19 protein-coding genes are annotated in these 23545 nt (G+C 66.3%); 12 read left to right on the top strand and 7 right to left on the bottom strand.

Annotation, left to right across the window (positions count from 1 at the left end):
* Positions 1-2: 2 nt before the first annotated feature.
* From rpsD to AC5P6X_RS21185, 4 genes are all read left to right on the top strand, one after another.
* The gene (rpsD, locus tag AC5P6X_RS21200) at positions 3-632 is read left to right on the top strand and encodes a 30S ribosomal protein S4 (protein ID WP_004145446.1); all 630 of its coding nucleotides are present in this window, start codon (positions 3-5) and stop codon (positions 630-632) included.
* Between the two features lie 55 nt (positions 633-687).
* Positions 688-1686, top strand: a complete 999-nt coding sequence (locus tag AC5P6X_RS21195; RefSeq protein ID WP_005408216.1) for a DNA-directed RNA polymerase subunit alpha — start codon at positions 688-690, stop codon at positions 1684-1686.
* Positions 1687-1877: 191 nt separating this feature from the next.
* On the top strand, positions 1878-2261 hold the full coding sequence (gene rplQ, locus AC5P6X_RS21190) for a 50S ribosomal protein L17 (protein WP_005408217.1): 384 nt from the start codon (positions 1878-1880) through the stop codon (positions 2259-2261).
* A 241-nt stretch (positions 2262-2502) separates the two neighbouring features.
* Entirely contained in the window at positions 2503-3009 is a 507-nt protein-coding gene (locus tag AC5P6X_RS21185; protein ID WP_005412342.1) for a disulfide bond formation protein B, read from the top strand.
* A 121-nt stretch (positions 3010-3130) separates the two neighbouring features.
* On the opposite strand, the gene AC5P6X_RS21180 is transcribed toward AC5P6X_RS21185, so the two are convergent.
* Positions 3131-5257 (bottom strand): TonB-dependent receptor, encoded by a 2127-nt coding sequence (locus AC5P6X_RS21180; RefSeq protein WP_108270717.1) that lies wholly within the window; start codon positions 5255-5257, stop codon positions 3131-3133.
* Positions 5258-5478: 221 nt separating this feature from the next.
* Here AC5P6X_RS21180 and AC5P6X_RS21175 point away from each other — a divergent pair, with 221 nt between their 5' ends.
* The gene (locus AC5P6X_RS21175; protein ID WP_005408220.1) at positions 5479-6870 is read left to right on the top strand and encodes a class II 3-deoxy-7-phosphoheptulonate synthase; all 1392 of its coding nucleotides are present in this window, start codon (positions 5479-5481) and stop codon (positions 6868-6870) included.
* 591 nt (positions 6871-7461) lie between these two features.
* The gene (locus tag AC5P6X_RS21170) at positions 7462-8646 is read left to right on the top strand and encodes a mechanosensitive ion channel family protein (RefSeq protein WP_219627547.1); all 1185 of its coding nucleotides are present in this window, start codon (positions 7462-7464) and stop codon (positions 8644-8646) included.
* 91 nt (positions 8647-8737) lie between these two features.
* Here AC5P6X_RS21170 and AC5P6X_RS21165 read toward each other — a convergent pair whose 3' ends face one another.
* Genes AC5P6X_RS21165 through typA form a run of 3 tightly spaced genes read right to left on the bottom strand, consistent with a single transcriptional unit; the run spans position 8738 to position 12728 of the window.
* On the bottom strand, positions 8738-10360 hold the full coding sequence (locus AC5P6X_RS21165) for an amidase (protein ID WP_088437126.1): 1623 nt from the start codon (positions 10358-10360) through the stop codon (positions 8738-8740).
* 41 nt (positions 10361-10401) lie between these two features.
* Positions 10402-10869, bottom strand: a complete 468-nt coding sequence (locus AC5P6X_RS21160; RefSeq protein WP_005408223.1) for a DUF2127 domain-containing protein — start codon at positions 10867-10869, stop codon at positions 10402-10404.
* Positions 10870-10880: 11 nt separating this feature from the next.
* A complete protein-coding gene (gene typA, locus AC5P6X_RS21155; protein ID WP_005412346.1) occupies positions 10881-12728 on the bottom strand; it encodes a translational GTPase TypA in 1848 nt (615 codons plus the stop codon).
* Positions 12729-13001: 273 nt separating this feature from the next.
* Here typA and AC5P6X_RS21150 point away from each other — a divergent pair, with 273 nt between their 5' ends.
* From AC5P6X_RS21150 to AC5P6X_RS21125, 6 genes are all read left to right on the top strand, one after another.
* Positions 13002-13493, top strand: coding sequence for a peptidylprolyl isomerase (locus tag AC5P6X_RS21150; RefSeq protein WP_005408225.1), 492 nt, complete (start codon positions 13002-13004; stop codon positions 13491-13493).
* A gap of 118 nt (positions 13494-13611) precedes the next feature.
* Positions 13612-14598 carry a malate dehydrogenase gene (locus AC5P6X_RS21145; protein WP_004153634.1) on the top strand — a complete coding sequence of 329 codons (987 nt, stop codon included), beginning with the start codon at positions 13612-13614 and terminating at the stop codon, positions 14596-14598.
* A gap of 122 nt (positions 14599-14720) precedes the next feature.
* Positions 14721-15335: an RluA family pseudouridine synthase gene (locus tag AC5P6X_RS21140; protein WP_088437128.1), complete on the top strand. Its 615-nt coding sequence runs from the start codon at positions 14721-14723 to the stop codon at positions 15333-15335.
* A 756-nt stretch (positions 15336-16091) separates the two neighbouring features.
* Positions 16092-17972 carry a propionate--CoA ligase gene (gene prpE / locus AC5P6X_RS21135; protein WP_495215597.1) on the top strand — a complete coding sequence of 627 codons (1881 nt, stop codon included), beginning with the start codon at positions 16092-16094 and terminating at the stop codon, positions 17970-17972.
* A 215-nt stretch (positions 17973-18187) separates the two neighbouring features.
* Positions 18188-18691: a hypothetical protein gene (locus tag AC5P6X_RS21130; RefSeq protein WP_033835447.1), complete on the top strand. Its 504-nt coding sequence runs from the start codon at positions 18188-18190 to the stop codon at positions 18689-18691.
* A 46-nt stretch (positions 18692-18737) separates the two neighbouring features.
* Positions 18738-19793 (top strand): suppressor of fused domain protein, encoded by a 1056-nt coding sequence (locus AC5P6X_RS21125; protein WP_049449928.1) that lies wholly within the window; start codon positions 18738-18740, stop codon positions 19791-19793.
* A gap of 67 nt (positions 19794-19860) precedes the next feature.
* Here the strand turns inward: AC5P6X_RS21125 and AC5P6X_RS21120 are convergent, their stop codons facing one another.
* From AC5P6X_RS21120 to AC5P6X_RS21110, 3 genes are all read right to left on the bottom strand, one after another.
* The gene (locus AC5P6X_RS21120; RefSeq protein ID WP_005408230.1) at positions 19861-20472 is read right to left on the bottom strand and encodes a glutathione S-transferase N-terminal domain-containing protein; all 612 of its coding nucleotides are present in this window, start codon (positions 20470-20472) and stop codon (positions 19861-19863) included.
* Positions 20473-20556: 84 nt separating this feature from the next.
* On the bottom strand, positions 20557-21015 hold the full coding sequence (locus AC5P6X_RS21115; protein ID WP_004154513.1) for a cell wall hydrolase: 459 nt from the start codon (positions 21013-21015) through the stop codon (positions 20557-20559).
* 298 nt (positions 21016-21313) lie between these two features.
* Positions 21314-23344 (bottom strand): NADPH-dependent 2,4-dienoyl-CoA reductase, encoded by a 2031-nt coding sequence (locus AC5P6X_RS21110; RefSeq protein ID WP_108270716.1) that lies wholly within the window; start codon positions 23342-23344, stop codon positions 21314-21316.
* Positions 23345-23545 lie beyond the last annotated feature (201 nt).

Genomic DNA, 23545 nt, shown 5'->3' with positions numbered 1-23545 from the left:
AAATGGCTCGTTATATCGGTCCTACCTGTAAGCTCGCCCGTCGCGAAGGCGCCGACCTGTCCCTGAAGAGCCCGGCGCGTGCGCTGGACTCGAAGTGCAAGCTGGAGCAGAAGCCCGGCCAGCACGGCGCCACTGCCCGCAAGGGCAAGCTGTCCGACTACGCCACCCAGCTGCGTGAAAAGCAGAAGGTCAAGCGTATCTACGGCCTGCTGGAGCGTCAGTTCCGCAACTACTACAAGAAGGCCTCGACCAAGAAGGGCAACACCGGCGAGAACCTGCTGCAGCTGCTGGAAACCCGCCTGGACAACGTCGTCTACCGCATGGGCTTCGCCGTGACCCGTCCGGCTGCCCGTCAGCTGGTGTCGCACCGCGGCGTCACCGTGAATGGCAAGTCGGTCAACCTGGCTTCGTACCAGGTCAAGGCTGGCGACGCCATCGCTCTGTCTGAAAAGGCTGCCAAGCAGCTGCGCGTCCAGGAAGCCCTGACCGTCGCCGCCCAGCATGACCTGAGCCCGTCGTGGGTTGAAGTGGATTCCGGCAAGTTCACCGGCATCTTCAAGGCTGTTCCGGATCGTTCGGATCTGCCTGCGGACATCAACGAAGCGCTGATCGTCGAGCTGTATTCGAAGTAATTCACATTGGAGAGCCCCCGGCGACGGCCGGGGGTTCACTAGGAGAACCCGCAACATGACGGTTACCGCCAACCAGGTTCTGCGTCCTCGCGGTCCGCAGATCGAACGCCTTACCGACACCCGTGCAAAGGTCGTTATCGAACCTTTGGAGCGGGGTTACGGGCATACGCTGGGTAATGCCCTGCGTCGCGTGCTGCTGTCGTCCATCCCGGGCTTCGCCATCACGGAAGTCGAAATCGACGGCGTGTTGCATGAGTACACCACGGTCGAAGGTCTGCAGGAGGACGTGCTCGAAGTCCTGCTGAACCTCAAGGACGTGGCCATCCGTATGCACTCCGGCGACAGCGCCACCCTGTCCCTGTCCAAGCAGGGCCCAGGCGTTGTCACCGCTGCCGACATCAAGGTCGACCACAATGTGGAGATCCTGAACGGCGACCATGTGATCTGCCACCTGACCAAGGACACGGCAATCAACATGCGTCTGAAGATCGAACGTGGTTTCGGCTACCAGCCGGCTGCCGCGCGTCGTCGTCCGGACGAAGAAACCCGTGCCATCGGCCGCCTGGTCCTGGATGCCTCGTTCTCGCCGGTCCGCCGCGTCGCCTATGCCGTGGAAGCGGCCCGCGTCGAACAGCGTACCGACCTGGACAAGCTGGTCATCGATATCGAGACCAACGGCACCATCGACGCCGAGGAAGCCGTGCGCACCGCCGCCGACATCCTCAGCGACCAGCTGTCGGTGTTCGGTGACTTCACCCACCGCGACCGCGGTGCGGCCAAGCCGGCAAACAACGGCGTGGATCCGGTGCTGCTGCGCCCGATCGACGATCTGGAGCTGACCGTGCGTTCGGCCAACTGCCTGAAGGCTGAAAGCATCTACTACATCGGCGATCTGATCCAGAAGACCGAAGTGGAGCTGCTGAAGACCCCGAACCTGGGCAAGAAGTCGCTCACCGAGATCAAGGAAGTGCTGGCTCAGCGCGGCCTGTCGCTCGGCATGAAGCTGGAGAACTGGCCGCCGGCCGGTGTCGCCAGCCACGGCATGCTGGGCTGAGATCGGTAATGCCTGAAGGCTCCACCGTTCGCGGTGGGGCCTTCAACGCAACACACCATGCCATGACGAACCACAGGTTCGCGCGGCAGGTCGTCCAGGACGGGCGGCCAGGACCATCCGCAGTCCGCGCAGCAACGCCAGGATGGCGACAACGATCCACACAGCCACATCATTAACCAAGGAATATCACCATGCGTCACCAGAAGTCTGGCCGTAAGTTCAGCCGCACCAGCGCCCACCGCGAAGCGATGTTCAAGAACATGGCCGCCTCGCTGTTCAAGCACGAGCTGATCAAGACCACCCTGCCGAAGGCCAAGGAACTGCGCCGCGTTGCCGAGCCGCTGATCACCCTGGCCAAGGTCGACTCCGTCGCCAACCGCCGTCTGGCCTTCGCCCGCCTGCGCGACAACGAAGCCGTGGGCAACCTGTTCACCATCCTGGGCCCGCGCTACGCGAACCGTCCGGGCGGCTACCTGCGCCTGCTGAAGTGCGGCTTCCGCGCCGGCGACAACGCGCCGATGGCCTACGTCGAGCTGGTTGACCGTCCGGTCGTGGCCGAGGAAGTGGCCGAGTAATCGGACCGCTCCAACGCGACACAGCGAAAGCCCGGCCTTTGCCGGGCTTTTGCGTTTCCAGGGCTCGGATGCCTTTCCGCAGGAAAGGGCCCTGACCCCGGGCAGGCAGCACCGCAGGCCAGAGCCCTTTGCATTCGCACTGGGATCTGACCCGCACCGTTCCGACAGGCGTCACCTGTGGCGGTTCGAATGGCACGCACTCTCGGTTACGCTTGGCGCCTGATCCATTTGAGCGTTGACGATGAATCCACTGCGCTGGCCCTTCCGCGCCCAGTTCTTGCTGGGCTTCCTGATCTGCGCGGGCCTGCTTGGCTACGCGATCTTCCTGCAGTTGAAGATGGGCCTGGAGCCTTGTCCGCTGTGCATCTTCCAGCGCCTGGCCTTTGCCGCGCTCGGCCTGCTGTTCCTTATCGGTGCGCTGCACGGGCCCTCCAACCGCCCGGGACGCGCGACCTATGGCGTGCTGGCGTTCATTGCCGCCGCAGTGGGTGCCGGCATTGCCGCGCGCCACGTCTACGTGCAGATGCTGCCGCCGGAAATGGGCTCCACCTGTGGCCCGCCGCTGGCGTTCCTGAGCGAGACCATGGGGCCGCTGGAAGTATTCCGCACGGTACTGACCGGTACCGGCAACTGCGGCAACATCGACTGGACCTTCCTGGGCCTGACCATGCCGATGTGGTCGGGCGTGTGGTTCGTGCTGCTGGCGTTGTGGGCGCTGGTGGTGTCGCTGGGCAAGGTCAAGCGCTGAAAGCGAAACGGGGTCGGGTCCCTTGGCATCGCAAAGGGCTCTGACCCCAATCGTTGACGAAGGGTAGTGCCGGCCGCTGGCCGGCACGCCGTGAGGATGCCGGCCAGCGGCCGGCACTACCTCAGAAGTCCTGCTGCAGGCTCAGGTAAGCACCTCGGCGCGGTCCCCACTGCGGGGCGAAGACGCCGACACCGCCACCGTCGCGCAGCTGGTAGCTGCGATCCAGTGCGTTGATCACGGCCAGTTGGACGTGCAACGGATGGCCGCTGTCGGCATTGAAGTCGTGCCCGGCGCTGAGGTTCACCTGCAGGTACGACGGCAGCTCGCCGCCGTTGGGTACGCCTTCGATGTCCGAACGCAGGCCGCTGCCGAACACGTAGTTGGCACCGATCCGGTTGTGTCCGGCGAAGGCGTAGCTGAGACCACCCGATGATGTCAGCTTCTGGTCGTGGTCGAGGTGGATCCAGTGGTTGGCCACAAAGGCCAGCGCTTCCGGATCGAGGTTGTACTGGCTGGTGATGACGTCGGTACCGATGGCCTTGTTCAGCGCGGCGTTGAAGTAGGCGCTGAAAGGACCGTTGCTGTAGTCGGCGCTGAACTCCAGGCCGCGGATGTGGCCACGGCGGTAGTTGAAGGTCGAATAGATGTAGGCAGCGCCGAACTGGCCTTCGTCCTGCAGGCGTGCGACGCGTCGGTCATACGCGTCCAGGCCCAGGGTCAGGTGCTCGCCCAGTTGCTGCGAGACGCCGATGTCGTAGTAGTCGCTGCGCTCGGCCAGCGGCGTGTTGTTGCCGCCGCTGGGCTGCTGGTTGGTGGTGCCGTCGTACAGCGCGATGTCGCTGCTGGCAATCAACTCGCTGGCCGGTGGCGTGAAGTAGCGCGAATAGCCGGCGTGCACGGTGGTGCTGTCGCTGGCATTCCAGACCACGCCCACGCGCGGGCTGAGCTGGCCTTCGGTGCGGCCGAAGGCCTTGTAGCGGTCGCCACGCAGGCCGTAGTTCACGGTCCAGTCGTCGCCGATCTTCCACTCGTCCTGTACGTACAGTGCCAGCGTACTGGCGTGGAACGCGCTGCGGTCGGGGATCAACAGCGGTGTCGTGCCGGACTGCTGGCCGCCGTCATCAACCGGGAACACCCAGCTGTTGCTGCTGGCCCGCGCGTTCTCGTAATTGCCGTACAGGCCATAGCGCAGCGTGTGGTCGTTGCCCAACGGCGTTGAGAAGTCGGCCTGCAGGGTATTGGCGCGGTTGCTGCGCTGGACCTGCGAGGCGACGCCGCTGAACACCAGGTCGCCCACCACGTCCGGGTTGAACGCCACGTCGCTGTAGCGCTGTCCGGCCGATAGCTGGTACGCGGTGCTGCCCAGCGTGCCCTGCAGCACCAGCATGCCGAAGCGGGTGGTCTCGCGCTGGGTCTCATCCAGCTGGCTGGAGTCGAAGGTGGTGGTGTCCAGATATCCAAACTGTGGCGTCTGGCCCGGGTTGACCGGGATCTGGAAGCGGTTGTTGGCGAAACCGGCGAACACACTCAGGCGGGTGTTGTCGTTGACCAGGTAGGTGAGGTCGGCGAAGGCCTTTCCCTGGTGGGTGTCGTCGTGCAGCGGCTTGCGCGAGTTGCTGGGGTTCTCCAGGCCGACCTCATGCTGGTCGTAGTTGCCGGTCAGGAACCAGCTCCAGCGCCCCTGGTTGCCCCACCAGGAGGCGTTCGGATTGATCTTGCCGAACGAGCCGGTGGTCAGCCCCGCGCTGCCGCCGTTGCCCAGCTCGGCACCGTTGCGGGTGGTGATGTCGACCGCCGCTGCGGTGCGCTCGCCGAACTGCGCCGGCAGTGCGCCGTCCATCAGGCGGATGCTCTTGATGGTGCGCGCGTCCAGGGTCTGGCCGAAGCCGGAGATCGATTCGGGCAGCAGCACGCCGTTGATGCGGTACTGCAGGTTGGCGTGGTCGCCACGCACATGCACGCCGCCATAGGAGTCCTGGACCACGCCAGGGGCCTGCAGCAGTACCTGGCTGAGTGGCGCGGAGGCACCCAGCGGCTGCTTCTGGATGTCCTCGGCGGTGATCTGGTACTGGCTGCTGCCGATGTCCGGCGACAGCGTGTTGCGGGCCTGGTCGAGCTGGGCGTGGACGGTGACCGCATCCAGATCCTTGACGGACGAAGCGGGGGCGTCGGCTGCCGAGGCGAAGGCGGGCAGGCTGGCCAGGGCCAGGGCGAAGGTGATGCCGGTAGCGAGGGGCGAGGGCTTCATGGTGGGAGAGGTGGCGGCTGGATGTGGAAGGGGCCGGTCCATGACATTCAAGTGTTACTCCGTAACAAATCATGCGCCTGTCCCGGGCGGCTGACCATGCAGGATCTGGCCGCTGGCGTCAGCCTTTCTCTGCCGTTCAGGCGAGCCGGTAGGCCGGACCGGCCCTTTGCGTCAGCGGCCGGCTCTGCGACCATGACCGCCCCCCATCCCGGAAGTCTGCAATGAGCCTGTCCGCCGTTCCGCCCGTGCCCGATCCCGCCGCGACCGCCGCCGGCGCTGCCTGGTCGCCGGAGAGCTGGCGGGGCAAGACCGCGCTGCAGATGCCGACCTATCCCGACCCGGTAGCCCTGGAGGCGGCCCTGCACGAGCTTAAGCGGCTGCCACCGCTGGTCACCTCATGGGAGATCCTGGCGCTGAAGCAGCAGCTGGCCGAGGCCCAGGAAGGCAAGCGCTTCCTGCTGCAGGGCGGCGACTGCGCCGAGAACTTCAGCGACTGCGAATCGGGCACCATCTCCAACCGGCTGAAGGTACTGCTGCAGATGAGCCTGGTGCTGGTGCACGGCCTGCGCCAGCCGGTGATCCGCGTTGGCCGCTTTGCCGGCCAGTACGCCAAGCCGCGTTCGGCCGATACCGAGACCCGCGACGGCGTGACCCTGCCGAGCTACCGCGGCGATGTGATCAACGCCCCCGCTTTCACTGAAGCAGCGCGTCTGCCGGATCCGAAGCGGATGCTGCAGGCCCACGCCCATTCGGCGATGACGATGAACTTCGTGCGTGCGCTGATCGACGGTGGTTTCGCCGACCTGCACCACCCCGAATACTGGAACCTGGAGTGGGTAAGCCACTCGCCGCTGGCGGCCGATTACCAGAAGATGGTGGCCTCGATCGGCGATGCGGTGCACTTCATGGAGACCCTGGCCGGGGCCCGCGTGCACAACCTCAACCGCATCGACTTCTACACCTCGCATGAAGCACTGCTGCTGCCCTACGAGCAGGCGCTGACCCGCCAGGTGCCGCGCCAGCAGGGCTGGTTGAACCTGAGCACGCATTACCCGTGGATCGGCATGCGCACGGCTGCGCTGGATGGCGCGCACGTGGAATACCTGCGTGGCGTGCGCAATCCGATTGCGATCAAGGTCGGCCCGTCGGTGACGCCGGACCAGCTGCTGCGCCTGATCGATGTGCTCAACCCGCACGACGAACCGGGTCGACTGAGCTTCATCCACCGCATGGGTGCGGCGCAGATCGCCGAGAAGCTGCCGCCGCTGCTGGATGCCGTCAAGCGTGATGGCCGCCGCGTGCTGTGGGTGTGCGATGCGATGCATGGCAACACCGAAAGCACTGCCAATGGCTTCAAGACGCGTCGCTTCGACAACGTGCGTGGCGAAGTGGAGATGTCGTTTGATCTGCATGCGGCCGCGGGCACGCGCCTGGGGGGCGTGCACCTGGAGCTGACCGGCGAGGACGTGACCGAATGCACCGGTGGTGCGCGCGAACTGACCGAGCGTGACCTGGAGCGTGCGTATCGCTCAACGGTGGACCCGCGGTTGAATTACGAGCAGTCGCTGGAGATCGCGATGGCGATCGTGCGCAAGCAGGAGCAAGTGCGGTAAGGGGTTTTCGGCAGGGCTTGCAGCCCTGCACCTGCTGCAATCAACGTCAACGGCAAAAGCCGAAGCAGCGGCAACAGCATGCATTCCGTGGGCTGGCGGGGCGGTGTCGGAGTGCGGGGACGCTGCAAGTACGTCCCTGTAAGCTTGGCAGCCGCGTCCATGCGGCTGACACCCCGCACTCCGACACCGCCCCACCTTCGACAGATCCCGGCGGCTGTTGGTAGGTGTCGACCTTGGTCGACACGGTAGATCCACGCCATGCGTGGATGCTTTTGGATTCCAATTCGAAATATTCGATTCCGATGGAGATTCATCCACGCATGGCGTGGATCTACTGCGGATCGCAAGAATCTGTCGAAGGCGGGGTGGGTCCGGTTGCGGGAGTGTCCGCGGCATGGATGCCGCGGCCAAGCCCCCATGGATGGGTTTACGGCGTCTCCCGCAACCGGACCCACCCCGCCATCCCACAGGAAACCCGCTTCTGCTTCGGCTGTTGCAGTTGCTGTTGCTCCAGCACGCAGCAGGTGCAGGGCTGCAAGCCCTGCCGACCAACACCCTGCTTACGAACGGCTGACGTGACGCTCATGCGCCATGCGCGAGGCTGTCCACCTGGTTGTTCGACTGGAGGTGGCAACGGTGCACTGGCAGAGCGCACAGGCCTACGCATGGCCGTTGGGATTGGCCGTAGTGGTGGGCGGCATAGGCGCGTGGCTGATCCTGTGGATCTATCACCGGCTGAAAGGGCGTGATCGCCGACGTGCGCGTATCGGTCGAGTACTCGGGTTGCCGCTGGCCACCGCGTGGCCGCTGCTGCTGCTGATTCCCGCCTTGCAGGCGACGCCGCTGCAGGATCCGTTGCTGGGCCATCTGCAGCACGGACTCCACATTGCATTGATGGCCTGCTTCGTCTGGCTGCTGGTACGCGCGGTGGCGGCGGGCGAGCGCGCGATCCTGCGCAGCCATCCCATCGATGTCTCCGACAACCTGGAGGCACGCCGCATCCAGACCCAGACGCGCGTGCTCAGCAGGGTGTTGATGGGCGGCATCATCGTGCTCGGTGCGTCGCTGGTGCTGTTGACCTTCCCGATGGTGCAGAAGATCGGCACGGCGCTGCTGGCGTCGGCAGGCCTGATCGGGCTGGTGGCGGGCATCGCCGCCAAGCCGGTGTTCGGCAACCTCATCGCCGGCCTGCAGATCGCACTGACGCAGCCGATCCGCCTGGACGACGTGGTGATCGTCGAAGGCGAGTGGGGACGCATCGAGGAGATCGGCAGCAGCTACGTGGTCGTGCGGATCTGGGATGAGCGGCGGATGGTGGTGCCCTTGACCTGGTTCATCGAGAACCCGTTCCAGAACTGGACGCGGCGCAGTGCCGATCTGCTCGGCACTGCGTTTCTGTGGCTGGACTATCGGGCACCGATCGCGGCGATCCGTGCCGAGCTGGAGCGCATCTGCCATGGCCAGGCGCTATGGGATGGGCGCGTCTGCGTGACCCAGGTGACCGAAACCAACGAGCGCGCGATCCAGGTGCGCCTGCTGGTCAGCGCGCGCAGTTCCGGTGATGCCTTTGATCTTCGCTGCCTGGTGCGCGAACGCATGCTCGATTTCCTCGCACGTGAGCATCCGCAGTCGTTGCCGCAGGTGCGTGCGCGGCTGCAACACGAAGATGAGCTGGATATGCCGCGTGGTCCACGTGCACGCACTGCGGATGTGCGTTCGCCAGGTGCTGAAGATGGTGAGGCGGCGATCGTGCCGGAGGAGCCACAGGATCGGTAGTGCCGGCCGCTGGCCGGCAACGCCGGAGCGATCGAGCTGCCGGCCAGCGGCCGGCACTACCGGAAGCAAGATGTCGCGGCGTCACCGGAGCTCAGGGCTCGCCGGCGTCGATCAGCGCATCGGTATCAAAGTGTGGCGGCCGCCGCGCACGGGTGCGCTGCTCGTAGGCGTAGGCCATTTCGATCAGCTTCGGCTCGCTCCAGGCGGTGCCCATGAACAGCAGGCCGACGGGAAGGCCGTTGATCTGGCCCATCGGCACGGTCAGGCTGGGGTAACCGGCCACGGCAGCGGCGCTGTAGCTCTCGCCGGGGAAGTCGTCGCCTTCGCTGCGGATCGGCCACGCCACACCGGTGGTCGGCGCCACCAGCGCATCGAGCTGATGCGCGGCAAGGGCTGCATCGATGCCTTCCGGACCGGCCAACCGGCGCGCATCACTGCGCGCGCGGATGTAGGCAGGGTCTGCCAGGCCGGTGGTGGCATCGGCCTCCACCAGCAGCTCCTGGCCGAACAGGCCCAGTTCCTGCTTGCTGTGCGTCTGGTTGAAGGCGATCAGTTCGGCCAGGCTGCGCAGTGGCGCGCGGTGGGTGCTGAAGTAGCGCTCCAGCCCGGCCTTGAATTCGTACAGCAGCAGTGTGCGCTCAGCCTCGGCCCACGCGCCCTGGTTGGGCAGCTCCACCGGCACCACCACGGCGCCGGCGCGACGCAGCTCGGTCGCTGCCTGATCGATCAGCGGCGGCATGCCGCGGTACTTCAGCAGCGGCGTCTGCAGCAGACCGATGCGTTTGCCGCGCAGGCCCTGCGGGTCCAGGCGCGCGGTGTAGTCGTAGACCGCACGGCCGGGCATGGTCGCGGTGGCGGGATCGGCGTCATCGCGGCCGGCGATCGCAGTCAGCACGGCGGCAGCATCGGCGACGCTGCGGGTCATCGGGCCGGCGGTGTCCTGGCTGAAGGAGATCGGCACGATGCCATCGCGACTGACCAGCCCGACCGTCGGCTTCAGACCGACCACGCCGTTGATCGCGGCCGGGCAGACGATGCTGCCGTCGGTTTCGGTGCCGATCGCCACGCTGGCCAGGTTGGCGGCCACGGCCACCGCGCTGCCGCTGCTGGAACCGCACGGTGAATGGCTGATGCGGTAGGGGTTGCGGGTCTGGCCGCCGCGCGCGCTCCAGCCGGAGATGGAGTCATTGCCGCGGAAGTTGGCCCACTCGCTGAGGTTGGTCTTGCCCAGCACTACAGCGCCAGCCTCGCGCAGCCGGCGTACCAGGTAGGCATCGTCCGGACGGAAGCCCTGCAGGGCCAGTGAGCCGGCACTGGTGACCATCGGTGCGGCGTTGATGTTGTCCTTCAGCAGCAGGGGGACGCCATGCAGCGGCCCACGCAGGCGCCCTTCGCGGCGCTCGCGGTCACGTGCGGCGGCTTCCTTCAAGGCGTCGGGGTTGAGCTCGATCACCGCGCGCAGGCGGGGCCCGGTGCGGTCCAGGGCGGCGATACGCTGCAGGTAGGCCTGGGTCAGGGTGGTGCTGTCCAGATCTCCGGCAGTCATCCGCGCCTGCAGGTCGGCGACATCGGTTTCGGCGTACGGGAACGGCACGTTGCGGCTCGCAGGTTCGGCCGCATGCGCGCTGGGCGTGGCCGGGCTGCAGCCAGCCGAAAGCAGCGCCGGCAGCGCGGCGAGCAGGCAGGTCAGCAGAGGCGGCAAGGACGGGCGCATGGGGCGGCTTGGTCGGCTCCAATCCCCAGTGTAGCCGGTGCTCAGCGGTGGCGCTTGCGCAGGTCGCGGGCGAGGACGTAGACCACGATCAGGTTGATCGCCAGGATCGTCCATGACGGCCAACCGGGATGGCGGATGATCGCGAAGATGTCGAAAGGCAGGTACAGGGCGGCGGTCAGGCAGCCCAGCCAGGACGCCCAGGCCTTGGCCCGCCACAGGCCCCAGGCTTCGACCAGGTGCAGCAGGCCGTAGCCGATCATTCCCGCCGCGGCCAGGTGGACCGCGTCGGGACTGATCATGTGCAGCAGCGAGGGCAGGGTGCCATGGTCCGGATCCAGGCTGAAACGCCGGATCAGGGCCATGATGCCGTGCCGCAGCGGCTGCGGTCCGAGCACTTCCAGCCCGGTGGCGGCCAACAGCGCCAGCATCGCCTTGCTCGCTTCGAGCAGGGCGATGACGTGCAGACCCGGATGCCGGTGTGGATCCGGGTTGTAGCCGCTCTGGTTCACGGGGTGCTGGCTCAGCCGCCGCGCGAAGCCTTCTTGCGATCGCTCTCGGTCAGGAACTTCTTGCGCAGGCGGATCTCCTTCGGGGTGATCTCGACCAGCTCGTCGTCTTCGATGAAGTCCAGGGCCTGTTCCAGCGAGTACTTGATCGCCGGGGTCAGCTGGATCGCATCGTCCTTGCCCGAAGCGCGCATGTTGGTCAGCGGCTTGGTCTTGATCGCGTTGACGGTCAGGTCGTTGTCCTTGGAGTGGATGCCGACCAGCTGACCTTCATACACGTTGTCGCCTTCAGCAGCGAACAGCTTGCCGCGCTCCTGCAGCGGGCCCAGCGAGTAGGCCGGCGTGGTGCCCGGTGCATTGGCGATCATCACGCCGTTGATGCGCTTGGCAATCGCGCCCTGTTCCTTCGGACCGTAGTGGTCGAACACGTGGAACAGCAGGCCCGAACCCTGGGTCAGGGTCTTGAACTCGTTCTGGAAACCGATCAGGCCACGGGCCGGGATCTGGTACTCCAGGCGCACGCGGCCCTTGCCGTCCGATTCCATGTTCTTCAGCTGGCCCTTGCGGGTGCCCAGCTTTTCCATCACGCCGCCCTGGTGGATTTCTTCGATGTCCACCACCAGCTGCTCGATCGGCTCCATCAGCTGGCCGTCGATTTCCTTGATGATCACTTCCGGGCGCGACACGGCCAGCTCGTAGCCTTCGCGGCGCATGTTCTCGATCAGCACCGACAGGTGCAGTTCGCCACGGCCGGAGACCAGGAACTTGTCGGCGTCTTCCAGCTGCTCGACCTTCAGGGCCACGTTGTGGACCTTTTCACGGTCCAGGCGGTCCTTGATCTGGCGGCTGGTCAGGAACTTGCCACCGGACAGGTCCTTGTTGCCGGCGAACGGCGAGTTGTTGACCTGGAAGGTCATCGAGATGGTCGGCTCGTCGACGGTCAGCGCCGGCAGCGCTTCCGGGAAGTCCGGTGCGCAGATGGTGTCGGAGATGGTCAGCTCCTGGATGCCGGAGATGGCCACGATGTCGCCGGCCTCGGCCGAATCCTGCTCGATGCGCTCCAGGCCCATGAAGCCCAGCACCTGCAGCACCTTGCCGTTGCGCTTCTTGCCTTCACGGTCGATGACCGCGACCTGCATGTTCTTCTTCAGGGTGCCGCGCTGGATGCGGCCGATGCCGATCACGCCCACGAAGTTGTTGTAGTCCAGCTGGCTGATGCGCATCTGGAACGGGCCTTCCGGATCCACTTCCGGCTTCGGCGCGTGCTGCATGATCGCTTCGTACAGCGGGGTCATGTCGCCGTCGCGCACGGTGTCTTCCAGGCCGGCATAGCCGTTCAGGCCCGAGGCGTAGACGATCGGGAAGTCCAGCTGCTCGTTGGTGGCGCCGAGCTTGTCGAACAGGTCGAAGACCTGGTCGATCACCCATTCCGGACGGGCGCCCGGACGGTCGACCTTGTTGACCACGACGATCGGCTTGAAGCCCATCGCGAAGGCCTTCTGGGTCACGAAGCGGGTCTGCGGCATCGGGCCGTCCATCGCGTCGACCAGGATCAGCACGGTATCGACCATCGACAGCACGCGCTCGACCTCACCACCGAAGTCGGCGTGGCCGGGGGTGTCGACGATGTTGATCCGGTTCTTGATGCCGGTCTTCTTGTCTTCCCAGGTGATGGCGGTGTTCTTGGCCAGGATGGTGATGCCGCGTTCCTTTTCCTGGTCGTTGCTGTCCATCACGCGCTCGGCGAGGACGGTGCGCTCGGACAGGGTGCCGGACTGCTTCAGCAGCTGGTCGACCAGGGTGGTCTTGCCATGGTCGACGTGGGCGACGATGGCGATGTTGCGAAGATTTTCGATGGACATACGAAAGGGGGCCAGTCGGCGCCGGATTTGGAAAAAGAAGTCCAACATTATACGTCGAACTTGACGATTCGCGAAAAGGTGGACTTCACATCCGTCGAGGGGCCCATTCAGCTGGCTGTCCGCCGCGCCGGCCGGGGCCGCCAGCGCCCGGAGACGCGGCTTCCCGTCCACGGGCTGAAGCCGGGTTCTTCACCGATGGTCGAAGCCGCCGCCGCCACGAGGCAGGTGTAAACTAGGTGGCTAGACGCGTTCCCCTCTGCATCAAGGATCTTCATGTCCCTCATCGCCACTTTCGACACCACCCAGGGCCCGATCAAGGTCGAGCTGTTCGCCGACAAGGCGCCGCTGACCGTGGCCAACTTCGTGAACCTGGTCAAGCACGGCTTCTATGACGGCCTGATCTTCCACCGCGTGATCGCCGACTTCATGATCCAGGGCGGCTGCCCGCAGGGTCGTGGCACCGGCGGCCCGGGCTACAAGTTCGAAGACGAGAAGAACGGCGTGAAGCACGAGGTCGGCTCGCTGTCGATGGCCAACGCCGGCCCGAACACCAACGGCAGCCAGTTCTTCATCACCCACATCAAGACCGACTGGCTGGACGGCCGCCACACCGTCTTCGGCAAGGTCCTGGAAGGCCAGGCCATCGTTGATTCGGTCAAGCAGGGCGACGTGATCCATTCGATCACCCTGGAAGGCGACGTCGACGCCGTGCTGGCCGCCCAGGCCGACCGCGTCGCGGAGTGGAACAAGCACCTCGCCGCCTGATCCCCCTTCGAAACGGCCACCCATGGGTGGCCGTTTCCCTGTTCCCCGCCGCCCGCCTGGCCTGCGTGGCTCTGCCCGCGGCGTCCCATCAAACGCTTGCAAGCAAGAGGAAACCCCCATGAAAGCACCCGTTCGTGTTGCCGTGACCGGCGCCGCCGGCCAGATCGGTTATGCCCTGCTGTTCCGCATCGCCTCCGGCGAAATGCTGGGCAAGGACCAGCCGGTCATCCTGCAGCTGCTGGAACTGCCGGTGGACAAGGCCCAGGCCGCCCTGAAGGGCGTGATGATGGAGCTGGAAGACTGTGCCTTCCCGCTGCTGGCCGGCATGGTCGGCACCGATGACGCCGAAGTCGCGTTCAAGGACGCCGACATCGCCCTGCTGGTCGGCGCACGTCCGCGCGGCCCGGGCATGGAGCGCAAGGACCTGCTGCTGGAGAACGCCAAGATCTTCACCGCCCAGGGTGCAGCGCTGAACAAGGTCGCCAGCCGTGACGTGAAGGTGCTGGTGGTCGGCAACCCGGCCAACACCAACGCCTACATCGCGATGAAGTCGGCCCCGGACCTGAAGCCGGAAAACTTCACCGCCATGCTGCGCCTGGACCACAACCGCGCGCTGAGCCAGCTGTCGACCAAGCTCGGCAAGCCGGTCGGTGGCATGGAGAAGCTGGTGGTGTGGGGCAACCACAGCCCGACCATGTACCCGGACTACCGTTTCGCCACCGCCGATGGTGCGTCGATCGCCGATGCGATCAACGACCAGGAGTGGAACGCCAACACCTTCATCCCGACCGTCGGCAAGCGCGGCGCGGCGATCATCGAAGCCCGTGGCTCGTCCTCGGCTGCTTCGGCCGCCAACGCAGCGATCGACCACGTGCGTGACTGGGTGCTGGGCAGCAACGGCAAGTGGGTCACCATGGGCGTGCCGTCCGACGGTTCCTACGGCATTCCGGAAGGCGTGATCTTCGGCTTCGCGGTGACCACCGAGAACGGCAAGTACACCCTGGTCAAGGACCTGCCGATCGACGACTTCAGCCAGAAGTACATCGACAAGACCCTGGCCGAGCTGGAAGAAGAGCGCGCCGGCGTCGCCCACCTGCTGGGCTGATGCAGGCGGTACCGGCTCCGGCCGGTACGTCTTCCATCAAGGTAGGTACCGACCGCTGGTCGGTACGCAGAAAACGGGGAGGCTTCGGCTTCCCCGTTTTCATTTGGAATTCCTGGAGCCGCATGATCCACCTGCACTACATCGATGACGCACTGCTGGTGGCCGAGAAGCCGGCTGGCCTGTTGTCCGTACCCGGCCGCAGCGTCGAGAACCAGGACTGCGTGGTCGCGCGCCTGCAGGCGCTGTATCCGGATGCGTTGACCGTGCATCGGCTGGACCAGGTGACCTCCGGCCTGCTGCTGCATGCGCGTGGCAAGGACATGCAGGCGGCGTTGTCGATGCAGTTCGAGCAGCGCCAGGTTGGCAAGCGGTATGAAGCGGTGGTGCAGGGGCTGCTCGAGGGTGATTCCGGCGAAGTGGACCTGCCGTTGATCGTTGACTGGCCGAACCGGCCGAAGCAGATGGTCGATCACGAACGCGGCAAGCCGGCGTTGACCCGCTGGCGCGTACTGGCGCGTGATGTAGAAGCGCGGCGCACGCGCGTGGCGTTGGAACCGATCACTGGCCGCAGCCATCAGCTGCGGTTGCACATGGCCAGTATTGGCCATCCGATTGTTGGCGACGTGCTGTATGACGCGGCACCGGCGCACCGCGTGCATCTGCATGCGTGCAGCCTGCAGTTCACCCACCCGGTGACGGGCGAGGTGCTCGCGTTCGAGTCCGCGGCTCCGTTCTAGGGGGTCGGCAGGGCTTGCAGCCCTGCACCCGCAGAATCAACGTCAACGTCAACGTCAAAAGCGGGCTATACGTGGGTTGGCGGGACGGTGTCGGAGTGCGGGGACGCCGCAAGTACGTCCCTGTAGGCTTGGCAGCCGCATCCATGCGGCTGACACCCCGCACTCCGACACCGCCCCACCTTCGACAGGTTCACTCGGCTGTTGGTAACGGTGGCCGTTGTTCCGCGCAGCTGTTGGTAGGTGTCGACCTTGGTCGACACGATTTTTCTGTCAGATATCGAATGAATCATCCACGCATGGCGTGGATCTACCGTGTCGACCAAGGTCGACACCTACCAGAGCAGTCGACCAAGGTCGACACCCACCAAGGCAGAACGCCGTTCTGACAGATCGCGGAGAACTGTCGAAGGCGGGGTGGGTCCGGTTGAGGGGGCGTGAGCCGCATGGGCCCGAGGCATGCCTCGGGCGGGTTGGGCAGGACGCCCAACCCCGGTCTTGCCGTGTGCGCAGGACTGCGCACACGAGCAAGCGGCGACCGAGCTTACATGGACGTACTTGCAGCGTCCCCCTCAACCGGACCCACCCCGCCATCCCACGGATAGCCGGCTTCTGCCGTTGAAGTTGACGTTGCTCTGGCCCCTGCAGGTGCAGGGCGCAGCCCTGCATGAAAACCCCACCCCCTACCAAGGTAGGGCGGCCCGCCCGGCAGCACCGGACTATCCTCGAACCCATGACTTTGTCTGGGAGGGCTGCGTCATGAACTACGAGGAAACCTACCGTCGCTCGATCGACGAGCCGGAGGCCTTCTGGGGCGAGGAAGCCAAGCGCATCCATTGGCATAAACCGCCGCAGCAGGTGCTCGACTACAGCAACCCGCCGTTCCGGCGCTGGTTCGTCGGCGGCGAAACCAATCTCTGCTACAACGCCGTCGACCGCCACCTGGCCGAGCGCGCCGACCAGCTCGCACTGGTCGCCATCTCCACCGAAACCAACAGCACACGCGAGATTACCTATCGCCAGCTGTACCGCGAAGTGAACGACTTCGCCGCGGTACTCAAGCACCTCGGCGTCGGCCACGGTGACCGTGTGGTGATCTACATGCCGAACATGGCCGAGGCGGTGTTCGCGATGCTGGCCTGCGCGCGCATCGGTGCGGTGCACTCGGTGGTGTTCGGTGGCTTCGCCGCGCACAACCTGGCGCTGCGCATCGACGATGCCAAGCCCAAGCTGCTCATCGCCGCCGACGCCGGCATGCGCGGTGGCAAGCTGATTCCGTACAAGCCGATGGTCGACGCCGCCTGCGCCGAAGCGGCGTCGCCGCCACCGCATGTGCTGATCGTGTCGCGTGGGCTGGATGCCGCCGAACCGCGCGTGCCGGGCCGTGATGTGGACTACGCCACGCTGCATGCACAGATCGGGGAAGTGGATGTGCCGGTGCAGTGGCTGGAAGCGAGCGAGCCGAGCTATCTGCTGTATACCTCCGGCACCACCGGCAAGCCGAAGGGCGTGCAGCGCGATGTGGGCGGCTATGCGGTGGCGATGGCGCAGTCGATGGAGACCGTGTTCGACTGCAAGCCGGGCCAGGTGATGTTCTCCACCTCCGATGTCGGCTGGGCGGTGGGCCACTCCTACAATGTGTACGGCCCGCTGATCGGTGGCTGCACCTCGCTGCTGTACGAAGGGCTGCCGACCAATCCGGATCCCGGCATCTGGTGGGCGCTGTGCGAGCAGTACAACGTGCGCACGATGTTCTCCTCGCCCACCGCCATCCGCGGGCTGAAGAAGCACGACGCGGACTTCATCCATCGCCACGACCTGCGTGCGCTGAAGTACCTGTTCCTGGCCGGCGAGCCGCTCGACGAGCCGACCGCGCACTGGATCAGCGAAGCGCTCGGCAAGCCGATCATCGACAACTACTGGCAGACCGAAACCGGCTGGCCGGCACTGACCCTGTTGCCGGGCCTGGAAATGAAGCCGGTGCGTTTCGGCTCGCCCGGGTTCCCCAATCTCGGTTACCGGATGAAGGTGATCGACGAGAACACCGGCGAGGAAGTCGCACCGGGGCAGAAGGGCGTGCTGGTGGTGTCGCCACCGCTGCCGCCGGGTTGCATGAGCACCGTGTGGAATGATGACAGCCGCTTCCTGCAGAGCTACTTCAGCCACTTTAAGGAACTGCTGTACAGCTCGCTGGACTGGGCGATCCGCGACGACGATGGCTACACCTTCATCCTCGGTCGCACCGATGATGTCATCAATGTAGCCGGGCACCGTCTGGGCACGCGCGAGATCGAGGAGGCCATTTCCAGCCATCCGCGGGTGGCCGAGGCCGCCGTGATCGGGGTCAAGGATGAACTGAAGGGGCAGGTGCCGCTGGTGTTCGTCACCCTCAAGCAGGGCCTGGATGGCGAGGATCCGGCGCCGGTGGTGGCCGAGATGATGGCGACGGTGACCACCTCGCTCGGCGCGGTCGCACGCCCGGCGCACGTACACGTGGTCAATGCACTGCCCAAGACCCGCTCCGGCAAGCTGCTGCGGCGCTCGCTGCAGGCGCTGGCCGAACAGCGTGATCCGGGCGACCTGTCGACGCTGGACGACCCCAGCGCGCTGGAGGAGATCCGCCGCGCGCTGGACCGTTGATCCGGTAGTGCCGGCTACTGGCCGGCACCCCCCTCAATCACGAGGTTGCCGGCCAGCGGCCGGCACTACCCGCGGCACTTGCGCTAAGCTCGGCCTGTCATCGACCTGCAATACGCGGCGCGCGCCGGGGAAGGCGCGTGCCGTCCGGGGATGGCACACAGGGGGGCGTGCCCGTCAGGGCGCGCCGGCATTGTGCATCGAGGGAGGGGGAGGCAATGGCATTGCTGCACGCCAAGACGGCTGCTGGCCGTCAGGAAATCGAAGACCGTGGCCGGCGCCTGCCGGCGGCACTGCGTTCGATCCTGCTGATGGTCGACGGCCATCGCGATGACACCGAACTGCGTGGCCTGTTCGAAGGCCTGCGCGCGCCGGCCGATGCACTGGAGCAGCTGGAAGCGCAGGGCCTGATAGAAGTGATCGGTGGCAATGCCGAGCTGGCACCGGTACGTGGCATCAGCACCGGCCGCGAACAGGATCCGGCGTTGTACCAGCAGCTGTACGACGCGATGAGCGAGGCGGTGCGGCGCCACCTGGGCCTGAAGGGCTACTTCATGCAGTTGAAGATTGAACGCTGCACCGATGCACTTGCGTTGGAACGCCTGTGCCCGGAACTGCTGGCGGCGGTGGGCAAGGCGCGCAGCCCGGCGCTGGCGCAGCGCTGGTGGCAGGAAACCCAGGCCGCCGTGGTCAATGGTGGCGGCGAGGTCGTGCAGGCCTGAGCCACCGCGTAAAGTGATCGGTTCACTTCCCCACAAGGAGTCCCGCGTGCAGGACGACCACGACGACACCGACACCCCAGGCTGGGACGCGATCAATGCGGCGCTGGCGCCGCTGTATGCTGGCCAGGAACCCCGTCACTACGGTACGGCGTTGCCGTACACGCTGGGTGGCCAGGATCCGCTGGATGGCATCAGCGTGTACTGGGCGGATGCGCCGGTACCGCACTGGCATTACATCACCTACGGCTTCTCCGAGCTGTACGCCAAGGAGAGCAGTGATGCAGATGCCAGCGGCTATGGATTCGAGCTGACCTTCCGCCTGGCTGCTGGAGCCGGTGAGCACGCCGGCAGCACCCCGCCGGTGTGGCCGATGAACCTGCTGCAGAACCTGGCGCGCTACGTGTTTGGCAGCGGCAACGTGTTCGAGGATGGTCACCATCTGAACGCCAACGGCCCGATCGCGCTGGAGACCGGCACGCGTCTGTGCCACCTGGCCTTCATCGCCGATCCGCAGTTGCCTGCGCGCGACACCGCCAATGGCCACCTGCAGTTCCTGCAGCTGGTCGGGCTGACCGATGAGGAGATGGAAGCGGTCAAGCGTTGGTCGACGCGCGGCGTGCTGCAGGCGCTGCAACCGGCGATGCCGCTGTGGATCAGCGACCTGCATCGCGGCAACCTGTTGGAGGATCCGGCACTCGCCGCACAGGTGCGGGCCGGCAGCGAGCGCGAGGGCTCCAGCACCGGCATGTTGTTCATCGAGACACTGGATTGGCGGCAGGAGGCGGGCGTCACCACCCTGGTGCTCGGCGCCGGCCAGGTGGCCAGTGTGTGCGAGCTGCTGCCATTGCGCCTGCGCCACGGCAGATCGCTGGAACTGGCCAGCCGCGAGCGGCAGTGGGAGTTCATTCCGGCAGCGCGCGGTGAAACCGGCGAGGTATCGGCCGACAGCGCGCGCTGGGCGCTGGACGAGACGGGGCTGCAGGCCCTGGCGGGCGTGCGTGCCGAACGTGGCATCTACCCGGTGGCGGGAGCGCTGCGCATCGAAGTGGTGCCGACCTACCTGCGCGATGCCAACGGTGAAGTGATCCGCCAGATCGGCTGAGTGTGGTGATGGCGCCGGTGGGGTCAGAGCCGCCTGCTGTGCAGACGGATCCGACCCCGGGTCAGGCTCAGGCCAGGCCTTCGGCCTTCAGTGCGGCCTGCACGCCGGCATCGGCGTCCATGCGTGCCTTGTAGGCGGCCAGGTTGTCCAGGCCCGACAGGTCGACCTTGGTGCCGGCGGCCCAACGCAGGGTGATGTAGAAGTACGGATCGGCGAAACTGCGGAAGCCGGCCAGCCAGGGCTTGTCGGCCAGCTGCCTGTCAGCGGTCTCGAACAGGCCACGCAGGCGCTTGTGTGCGGCGGCGCGGATCGCGTCGAACTGGCTTTCGTCGGCGATGAACTTGCCCGGTGCGAACAGCGGCGAGAAGGCCGGATGCACGTCGGAATTGACGAAGGCCAGCCAGCGGGTGGCTTCGGCACGCTGGCGCGCACTGCCATCGCCGCCGAGGCCGGCCTGCGGGTAGGTGTCGGCGATATAGCCCATGATCGCGGCGTTCTGCAGCAGCACGAAGTCGCCATCGACCAGCGCGGGAACGGCGCCGGCCGGATTGATCTTGAGGAATTCCGGACCCTTCAGGGTGTCCTTGTTCAGCAGTTCGACCTCGAACGGCTGGCCGGTCCACTGCAGGGCGATGTGGTCGGCGGTGGAACAGGCACCGGGCTTGCTGTACAGCTTCATGGGAACTCCAGGTGATGCGGGCGGGAAACGCCCACTATCCCAGAGCCTGCCAGCGGGCGGCAACGCTGCCGCCAGCACGGATCGTTACGACTGCCGCGGCTTGAGGTTCTGCACCTTATAGAAGGTGTGATCGCCGATGGTGGCCACCTGGTAGGCGTTGCGCCAGTTCGGGCTGGCGATGGACAACGCGGCGAAGTGGCTGGCTCCGGGCACGATCTCGCGGCGCTCGCCGGCCGGCAGCGCCCAGTTGCGCTCGGCGTCGAAGGCCACGTTCATTGCCTCGCTCCAGGCCGCGTCATTGCCCAGCTGGGTGCCGGGGGAGACGATGGTCGGCGCGAACTGCTTGCGCGCGGTGACCACCTGGCACATCGAGTCGCCCCACAGGCCACTGTCGAGGCGGCGCAGGGCGACCTCGGCAACGGCTTGCTGGCCGCGCAGGGTCTGGTCGCGGGCTTCCAGGTAAACGGTGGTGCTCAGACACAGTGAATCAGCGGCCGGCTGCGGCAACAACTGCGACAGCCAGAGAATCCAGGCCAGTTTCATATAACTCCTTGCTCCGTATGGGCCGCACTCTCCGCTTCCAGTCGCGGGGGCGACAGGATGCGGGGGACGACTTGGCGTCATGGGGAGGCGGCCATCGGGGCCGCCCCGTGGGCAGCCCCAAAAGAAACGACCAGTACCGATCGTGGGGGCTGCGCCGGCTCACCGGAAACTGGCTGGTGAGCGGAAAGATGGCGCAAGGTAGGGGGGCGTAGCCGAACGCATCGTGAACCGTCCGGCTTGACATTCAGGTTCGGGAGGGGTGACGGAAATCACATTCCGTCCCCCATTCAGGCGCTCATCAGAGCGCGGCGGCCACCCGGCTGCCTTGGTCGATGGCCCGTTTGGCGTCCAGTTCGGCCGCTACATCGGCACCGCCGATCAGCTGCGCGTTGATGCCGGCGGCCTGCAGTTCGGCCTGCAGCGAACGGTTGGGTTCCTGCCCGGCGCAGATCACCACATGGTCGACCGGCAGCAGCTGTTCGCTGCCTTCCACGCGGATGCGCAGGCCTTCGTCGTCCACGCCCAGGTACTCGACGCCGCCGAGCATGCGCACGCCCTTGGCCTTCAGCGTGGCGCGATGGATCCAGCCGGTGGTCTTGCCCAGCCGCGCACCGGGCTTGCCCGGGCTGCGCTGCAGCAGCCACAGCCGGCGCGGCGAGGCCTCGGCCTGCGCCCGCGCCAGGGAGCCGCGGGTCTCGAAGGTACTGTCCACGCCCCATTCGGCCATCCAGCGCTGTGGGTCCAGCGAGGGGGACTCACCGGCGTGGCTGAGGAACTCGCCGACATCGAAGCCGATGCCGCCGGCGCCGATGATCGCTGCATTGGCGCCCACCGTGACCCGGCCCAGCAGCACGTCCAGGTAACTGACCACCTTGGCGTGGTTGGCGCCGGGGAAGTCGACCTTGCGCGGCGTGATGCCGGTGGCCAGCACCACCTCGTCGAAGCCGGCCAGGCTGGCCGCATCTGCTCGCGTGCCCAGGCGTAGCTGCACGCCGGTTTCAGCCAGCTTGTGGCGGAAATAGCGCAGGGTCTCGTGGAACTCTTCCTTGCCGGGGATGCGCTTGGCCACGTTGAACTGGCCACCGATCTCGTCGTTGGCATCGAACAGGGTGACCTGGTGGCCGCGCTCGGCGGCCACCGTGGCGCAAGCCAGGCCGGCCGGACCGGCGCCGACCACCGCCACCTTTTTCGGCGTGGCAGCCGGGCGGTAGACCAGCTCGGTCTCGTGTGCGGCACGCGGATTGACCAGGCAGCTGGCCAGCTTGTTCTCGAACACGTGGTCCAGGCAGGCCTGGTTGCAGGCGATGCAGGTGTTGATCGCCTCGGCGCGGCCGGCGCGGGCCTTGTTGGGCCATTGCGGGTCGGCCAGCAGCGGGCGCGCCAGCGACACCATGTCGGCGCCGCCGCTGGCCAGGATGTGCTCGGCGACGTCGGGCATGTTGATGCGGTTGGTCGCCACCAGCGGCACCGTTACATGCGGCTTGAGCTTGGCGGTGACACCGGCGAAGGCGGCGCGCGGCACCGAGGTGGCAATGGTCGGGATGCGCGCTTCGTGCCAGCCGATGCCGGAATTGATGATCGTCGCGCCAGCCGCCTCGATGGCCTGGGCCTGCTGCACGATCTCTTCCCAGTTGCTGCCGTCGTCAACCAGATCCACCAGCGACAGGCGGTAGATGATGATGAAGTCCGGGCCGCAGGCCTCGCGGATGCGGCGCACGATCTCCACTGCAAAACGCATGCGTTGGTTGGCGTCGCCACCCCAGCGGTCGGAGCGCTTGTTGGTGCGCGGGGCGATGAACTCGTTGATGAGGTAGCCCTCCGAGCCCATCACTTCGACGCCATCGTAGCCGGCTTCGCGGGCCAGCTTTGCGCTGCGTGCGTAGTCGGCGATATGCCGCTCGACGCCGCTGGCCGACAGCGCACGCGGGGTGAACGGGTTGATCGGCGCCTTCAGCTTCGAAGGTGCCACCGACAGGGGATGGTAGGCATAGCGGCCGGCATGCAGCAGCTGCAGGCAGATCTTCGCGCCGTGCTGGTGCGCGGCCGCGGTGAGCTGCCGGTGCGGGCGCACTTCCCAGGGCCAGGACAGCTTTCCGCCAAAGGGCTTCAGCCAGCCGACCACGTTCGGCGCGAAGCCACCGGTGACGATCAGGCCGACGCCACCTTCGGCGCGTTCGGCGAAGTAGGCGGCCAGGCGCGGGAAGTCGCGGGCGCGATCTTCCAGACCGGTGTGCATCGAACCCATCAGCACGCGGTTGCGCAGCTGGGTGAAGCCCAGGTCCAGCGGGGCGAACAGGTGGGGATAGGCGCTTTCGTTGGCTGGCGACATGATCGATACGCTTGCGTACGGAAGCGCGAAGCGTGCCGGGAAACGGCGGCCGGGGCAAGGGGCGCGGGCGGTAGTGCCGGCCGCTGGCCGGGTACGCTCGGCACATGCGTGCTGTCGCTCCCGCATTTCGCTGCGCGAACCGCGGGCCCCACTCACCGACCTCCAACCCCCGCGCCTGCGGCGCTGCCCCCGAACTCCGGG

This window comes from Stenotrophomonas sp. YJH_SMC_40 (genome assembly GCF_059368615.1).
Note: the sequence above shows the minus strand (reverse complement) of the source record. Positions and strands in the feature narration are given on the sequence as shown.